Below are 6,908 nucleotides of genomic sequence, written 5' to 3'. Positions count from 1 at the left end.
TCGAAGGGCCCTCCTTCATCTCTCGTACAGTTGAGCGCCGCCGATACTCGCGACAGCGCGCTCGTGACACACGACCCCGTGTGCGGACGATGAGTTTCAACGAAGGCGATCATCGATTCGAGCGGCGGTCGAGCTCGACCGCCGCAAAATAATCCGACTTTGCGCCGCTCATCGGCCCGGCGCGCCGCTCGAGGACGCCCCCGCGCCTTCACTGGAGGCCTCAGATGATCAATAGATCCGTAAAATCATAGGATCCAAAATTATTGTGCTTCTCGAACAGCCTATCGAATGTTTCTTCAGCAACGACCATAGGCGTCGGGCGGCTTTCATTTAGGTCATAACAAGAATAGTACCCTGCTGAAATGATAGCGGCCTTAAATTTATCATAAGAGTTAGCCCGGGTCATTAAGTATGGACAAAACTCAACGACCATCGGTATCTTTTTCTTGATAGACGCGCTTCCTCCTGCAAGGATTAATCCTTCATATCCTTGTGTATCCATCCATATTAACATATTAGATGTATCGTATTGACTAAGAATTTTGTCCAATGTCGTTGATTTAACTTCAGTTACGACTCGACTGTTTTCGTTCTCTATGTCAAATGAGCTTGATACCTTAATCCTATGATCGCCGTAATTCGTTTTTGAAAGTTCGAAAGCCAACACTTCTTCCTCTTTTTCTCCTAGCGCCATATTTTTTGTATCAATTAATTCACCTAAGCCATTTATAAATATATTTGCTGTTAATAGGTCGAAATTAGTCCTGTCTGGCTCAATTGCTATTGCTCGCTTAACTATATTTCTTTTAACTAAAGGTATGCAAATTGTACCTATATTTGCTCCTATATCTACGAGAGTAATATCGTTTTTGTTATTATTTAAAAGCTCCATGACGAGCACGGTCTTTTCAAAATCGAAACTGCCATCAACAAATACTTTTTTGCCAATAACCTTGTCACTTGAATTTACGATAAAGCGTTCTGAATTTGAGTCAGCAACAACTAAAGAGTTTTTCGGAAGACTATCGAACAAGAAACGTCTCAGCGATTTGTTGCTTTTTATGAAAGTTGCTGCTATCAAAAATATATTTACTAAAAACCGCCTTACAGTTGCCTTTATATCAGAAATAATCCTCCTGATTAGCGAAATCATCGTGACTAACACATTAGAGCGAGATGGGGTATATGTTGAACCCATTGCGGCCCTCTGCTATCTCGATTTATTTTCCTACATTGCCCAGGTGCGGCGATCCAAAGAGAGAATCTTGTCTCCATTCGGTTCGTAACACTAGGCTTTGCCTCTATCCAAACGACCCGCGTCCTCTACCTTTCAGACGACTTTCGCGCCTCGCACACTGAACACTAATGCTGTGCCATTTACCCGACATCCACTAGATGTTTCCCGGCGCTGGCCTAACTGGCGGGCTGGCCATTCTCGGCTCTCGGCTGACGCCGGTTCAGCACAACGCTCTGGCGGCGGCGGCGGCGATGTCCCGGTTGGCGCGACGCAGAGAGTGATGATCCCGTGATCGAAATGGCGGACTTCGAAAAGACCGTCGACGCTCGACATCATGCGCGCTCCGGCAATATCGCTCCTCGTAACCGCTCAAGTATGCCCATCTCCCGGCGTTCGCGCCAGAGCCCAACCGCTTTCGTGGCATTAGGTAATTTCTCGGAGAGAAAAACCTGTTCAGACGTAGTACAAATTCGGCATTGGCGGATTACTTAGGGGTGCGTTTTTATCACACTGCCGAACTAAATCGCTGACATACTCGTATATTACAACTTTCTGAGTTTACAGGGTCGGACATTTACGAAATCTTCGTTCGGTAGCGGTTCGAATGCTTCGCGTTGATCGGTCGAACAGTGCAATTGGCGTAGGTGCGCCGATTTTAGAGAATTGAAGGAGCTATCTATGAAAAACCGAATTTCCGTTCTGGCGATCTCTTCGGCGCTGCTCGCCGGCTCGGCCAGCGCGGCCGATCTGCCGTCGCGCAAGGAAGCGCCAATCTTCGTTCCGCCGCCCGTCTTCTCCTGGACCGGCCCCTATGTCGGTCTGAACATCGGCGGCGGCTGGGTCGACCGCAACAACAACAACAACAATTGGGGTTGGAACAACAACAACAACAACAATAACAGCGGCGTCGTCGGCGGCGTCCAGCTCGGTTGGAACTACCAGCTCTCGCCTCTCTTCGTCGTCGGCCTCGAAACCGATTTCCAAGGCACGAGCATCGGCAGCGGCGGCAACAACAATAATTGGTGGGGCGGCTGGGGCAATTTCAACCGGGTGCGCGTGTCCTGGTTCGGAACCGTGCGCGGCCGCGTCGGCCTGGCGCTGCTCGATTCGCGCCTCTTGATCTATGGCACGGGCGGCTTCGCTTACGGCGAGGTGCGTCGCCCGTTCAACGGCGGCTGGTGGGGGGGCAACAACAATAACGACCTGAGCAGCGGCTGGACGGCCGGCGGCGGCGTCGAATGGGCCTTCCTGCCCAATTGGTCCGCCAAGGTCGAATATCTCTATACGGAACTCGACAACAACAATAATAACAACAATGCGGCACTGCTCGCGCCCGTCTTTTTCCCCAACCCGTTCCCCACCCCCTTCTTCGGCGGCGGGAATTGGAACTGGAATCGCCATGCGCGCATCAACACTGTGCGGGCCGGCGTCAACTACCATTTCAATCTCTTCACCCCCGCTCCCGTGGTGGCGAGATATTGACGCTCGTCCCCTTTCGGACGCAGAAGCCCGGCCCGCGCGGCCGGGCTTTTTTCGTGGCTCAGACGAAAGCGCGATAGGCGTCGAGGTCCTCCGGCGCGCCGACGGCGACGCCCACGGCTTGCGCGGCGATTCGTTTCAGCAGGCCGGTGAGCACCTTGCCGGCGCCGCATTCGACGAATTTGTCGACGCCCTCGCCCGCCATATGGGCGACGCATTCGCGCCAGCGCACCGTTCCCGTCACTTGTTCCACCAGCAGCCGGCGGATGTCGTCGGGCGATTCGATCGGGCTCGCCGTGACATTGGCGACGACGGGAACCTTCGGCGCCAGAATCGTCGTCGTCGCCAGGGCCTCCCGCATGGCCTCGGCGGCGGGCTGCATCAACGCGCAATGGAAGGGGGCGGAGACGGGCAGCGGCACGGCGCGCTTCACGCCGCGCTCCTTAGCGATGAGAATCGCCTTCTCCACCGCTGATTTGGCGCCGGAGACGACGATCTGGCCGCCGCCATTGTCATTGGCGACCTGGCAGACCTTCCCCTCCACCGCGGCGGCCGCCGCGGCGATCTCGCGGGCGGCGTCGAGCTCGACGCCGATGAGCGCCGCCATCGCCCCCTCGCCGACCGGAACCGCCGCCTGCATCGCCTGGCCGCGCAGCCGCAGCAGGCGGGCGGTGTCGGCGATGGAGAGCGCGCCTGCGGCGGCGAGCGCCGAATATTCGCCGAGCGAATGGCCGGCGACGAATTTCGCGTCGCGGGCGAGATCGAGCCCGGCCTCGGCCTCCAGCACACGGACCGCGGCGAGCGAGACGGCCATCAGCGCCGGCTGGGCGTTGGCGGTGAGCGTCAGCTCGGCCTCCGGGCCCTCGAACATGATCTTGGAGAGCGGCGCGCCGAGCGCGGCGTCGATTTCCTCATAGACGGCGCGGGCCTCGGCAAAGGCCTCGCCCAGCGCCTTGCCCATGCCGACCGCCTGCGACCCCTGCCCCGGAAACACGAATGCCTTCGCCATGCGCTGCTCGCCTCGTCTGATTGGTTCGAGATGGGGGCCGAGTGGCGCCGAGAAGGGCGCCCTGTCAAGCGGGCGCAACGGCTCACGTCTCGGCCGAGACTCATTCGGCGAGAAACCGAAAGACCTCCGTCTCGGCGACACGCTTCGACGGCGACGCCGTCCAGACCGCAGCCGCCTTTCGGCCACGTGCGTAAACCGCGATCCGGCTGCCGGGCCCCTCGCCGCTATGGCCGAGCGGATGTTCCATCGGATCGGTCGCCGACAGCATGAGGCCGAGCCCATACGCCGGATCCGGGTGAAGCGCGCTGCGATGCTCCGGCAGAGAGCGCCCTTCGAGCATCGCCACACGCATGTCGCGCCCGATCAGACCGTCCGACATCAACGTCCACAGGAGCCGGGCTGCGTCCTGCACAGTCCCGACGACGAGGCCGTGGTAGACCCAACCCGGATGATAATCGCCTGCGCTTCCCATGCGAACGCCCGTGAGATCGGCTGGCGTCGTCGCCAGGCGAGCGGTGGTCAGCCCGGCGGGCGCGAATACGAGCTGTCGAAGCGCCGCCGCTAGTGGCGACCCGAACGCGCGCTCGATCGATCGCGCGACTTCCAGATAGCCGATATTGGAATAGGCCCAGCCTGTTCCGGGCTCGTAGCGCAGCCGATCCGCCTCGATCTCGGCGAGAAGCCGCTCGACCGGCCAGGGCTCTCTGGCCGCCGCGACATCCTCCCGATAACGGGGCGAGGAGCCGTAGTCAGGTAGCCCCGCTTCATGGCGAAGCAGCTGACGCAGATCGTATCGCGCCCCGGCGATTGGCTCGCTCAAGCTCAGCGCGCCGCTCTCCACCAAACGGAGAGCGGCGATTGCCAGAACGGTCTTCGTGAAGCTCCACCACGGCGCCGGATCAACGCCGCCCGAAAGAGTCACGCCGCCCGCTTCATCGATGAAGGCTCCCGTTTCCATGTCACACCGCAGAGAGACTGGCTCGCCCGTCTCCGGCCTCACCCCGCCGGCCGGTTCTTGATCAAATCCTCCACCACGCTCGGGTCCGCCAAAGTCGACGTATCCCCGAGCGCGCCGAATTCATTCTCGGCGATCTTGCGCAGGATGCGGCGCATGATCTTGCCCGAGCGCGTCTTCGGCAGGCCGGGGGCGAATTGGATCACGTCCGGCGAGGCGATGGCCGAAATCTCCTTGCGCACGAAATCGACGAGCTCCTTGCGCAGACGCTCGGAGGGCTCGACGCCGCCCATCAAGGTCACATAGGCGTAGACGCCCTGGCCCTTGATCGCATGGGGGAAGCCGACGACGGCCGCTTCGGCGACCTTCTCATGGGCGACGAGCGCGCTCTCGATCTCCGCCGTGCCGAGACGATGGCCGGAGACATTGATGACGTCGTCGACGCGGCCGGTGATCCAATAATAGCCGTCGGCGTCGCGGCGGCAGCCGTCGCCGGTGAAATATTTGCCCGGATAGGCGGTGAAGTAGGTCTGCGCGAAGCGCTCGTGATCGCCGAACACGGTGCGCGCCTGTCCCGGCCAGGAATCGGCGATGACGAGATTGCCCTCGCAGGCGCCGTCGAGCACATTGCCGTTGGCGTCGACGATCTCCGGCTGCACGCCGAAGAAAGGAAGCGTCGCCGAGCCCGGCTTCAGCGCCGTCGCGCCGGGCAGCGGCGAGATCAGAATGCCGCCCGTCTCCGTCTGCCACCATGTGTCGACGATGGGGCAGCGCCCCTCGCCGACGACGCGGTGATACCACTCCCAGGCCTCTGGATTGATCGGCTCGCCGACCGAGCCGAGAAGTCGGATCGACTTGCGGCTCGTCTTCCTCACCGGCTCCTCGCCCGCGCCCATCAATGCGCGAATCGCCGTCGGCGCCGTGTAGAAGATATCGACCTTGTGCTTGTCGACGACCTCCCAGAAGCGCGAGACGGTCGGATAATTGGGCACGCCCTCGAACATCAGCGTCGTCGCGCCATTGGCGAGCGGGCCATAGACGATATAGCTGTGGCCCGTCACCCAGCCGACGTCGGCCGTGCACCAATAGACGTCGCCCTCGCGATAGTCGAAGACGAGCTCATGGGTGAGCGAAGCGTAGACGAGATAGCCGCCCGTCGTGTGCAGCACGCCCTTGGGCTTTCCGGTCGAGCCCGATGTGTAGAGGATGAACAGCGGGTCTTCGGCGCCGACCTCGGCATAGGGGCAATCCTCGGGAACTTTTTTCGCCTCGTCCTCGTAACGAAAATCGCGGCCGGGCTTCATATCGACCTTGGCGCCCGTGCGCGTGACGACGATGACGGTCTTGGCCGAAACCTTCTCCAGCGCGGCGTCGACATTGTCCTTGAGCGCGGTCTTGCGGCCGCCGCGCACCCCCTCGTCCGCCGTGATGACGACATCGGATTGCGCATCCTCTATGCGGCCGGCGAGCGCGTCCGGCGAGAAACCGCCGAAGACGACCGAATGCACCGCGCCGATGCGGGCGCAGGCGAGCATGGCGTAGGCGGCCTCCGGAATCATCGGCAGATAGATCGTCACGCGGTCGCCTTTGCGCACGCCATGCGCCTTCAGCACATTGGCGAAGCGGCATACCTGCTCGTGCAATTCGCGATAGGTGATATGACGCGAGAGCGAGGGATCGTCGCCCTCCCATATGATCGCCACTTGGTCCGCGCGATGCGGCAGATGGCGATCGATGCAATTCATCGCGACATTGGTGGAGCCGTCGCCGAACCATTCGATCGAGACATTATGCGTGTCGAAGCTCACCTCCTTCACGCGCGTGAAAGGCGCGATCCATTCGATGCGCTGCGCCTGCTCCGCCCAAAAGCCGTCGGGGTCGGCCACGGAGCGCCGGTAGAGCTGTGCATATTTCTCGGCGTCTATGCGCGCTTCCTTCCGCCATGTCTCCGGCGCCGCATAAATCTTGTCAGACATATCGAGCGTTCCCTCGGGTGACCGCGGCGCATTGGCGCGCCGTCTGCGTTGTTCGCGAATATGACCTTATTTCGCGCCCGAGGCTATGGCGCTCGGCGCGCCGGGGCGCCAGGGCGCCCGCCTTTTCGGCGCCGAACGCGTAGAGAGCTCTGCGACGCGGCGCCGCGCGGCCGCGACAACTGGTCGCAGATCGTTTCGAAGGCCCACGTATTACAGGAGCGACGCGCATGCTGCGAGCTGAATTTCATCCTG

General features: G+C 60.5%; 5 protein-coding genes. 1 reads left to right on the top strand and 4 read right to left on the bottom strand.

The genetic code is table 11. From position 1 onward, the window contains the following. Positions 1-220 precede the first annotated feature (220 nt). The gene (locus Mspo_RS13505) at positions 221-1,198 is read right to left on the bottom strand and encodes an FkbM family methyltransferase (protein ID WP_159730559.1); all 978 of its coding nucleotides are present in this window, start codon (positions 1,196-1,198) and stop codon (positions 221-223) included. Positions 1,199-1,915: 717 nt separating this feature from the next. On the opposite strand from Mspo_RS13505, the gene Mspo_RS13500 reads away from it, so the two are divergent. Next, a complete protein-coding gene (locus Mspo_RS13500) occupies positions 1,916-2,719 on the top strand; it encodes an outer membrane protein (RefSeq protein WP_159730558.1) in 804 nt (267 codons plus the stop codon). Positions 2,720-2,777: 58 nt separating this feature from the next. Here Mspo_RS13500 and fabD read toward each other — a convergent pair whose 3' ends face one another. The 3 genes from fabD to acs all read right to left on the bottom strand — a co-directional run bounded on the left by fabD (position 2,778) and on the right by acs (position 6,656). Next, the gene (gene fabD, locus Mspo_RS13495) at positions 2,778-3,725 is read right to left on the bottom strand and encodes an ACP S-malonyltransferase (protein WP_159730557.1); all 948 of its coding nucleotides are present in this window, start codon (positions 3,723-3,725) and stop codon (positions 2,778-2,780) included. 100 nt (positions 3,726-3,825) lie between these two features. Then, on the bottom strand, positions 3,826-4,683 hold the full coding sequence (locus Mspo_RS13490) for a serine hydrolase (RefSeq protein ID WP_159730556.1): 858 nt from the start codon (positions 4,681-4,683) through the stop codon (positions 3,826-3,828). 38 nt (positions 4,684-4,721) lie between these two features. After that, positions 4,722-6,656: an acetate--CoA ligase gene (gene acs / locus Mspo_RS13485; protein ID WP_159730555.1), complete on the bottom strand. Its 1,935-nt coding sequence runs from the start codon at positions 6,654-6,656 to the stop codon at positions 4,722-4,724. Positions 6,657-6,908: the final 252 nt, after the last annotated feature.

It is taken from the genome of Methylosinus sp. Ce-a6 (assembly GCF_009811655.1).
Lineage (GTDB): Bacteria > Pseudomonadota > Alphaproteobacteria > Rhizobiales > Beijerinckiaceae > Methylosinus.
This window is presented reverse-complemented; position numbering and strand designations above follow the sequence as displayed.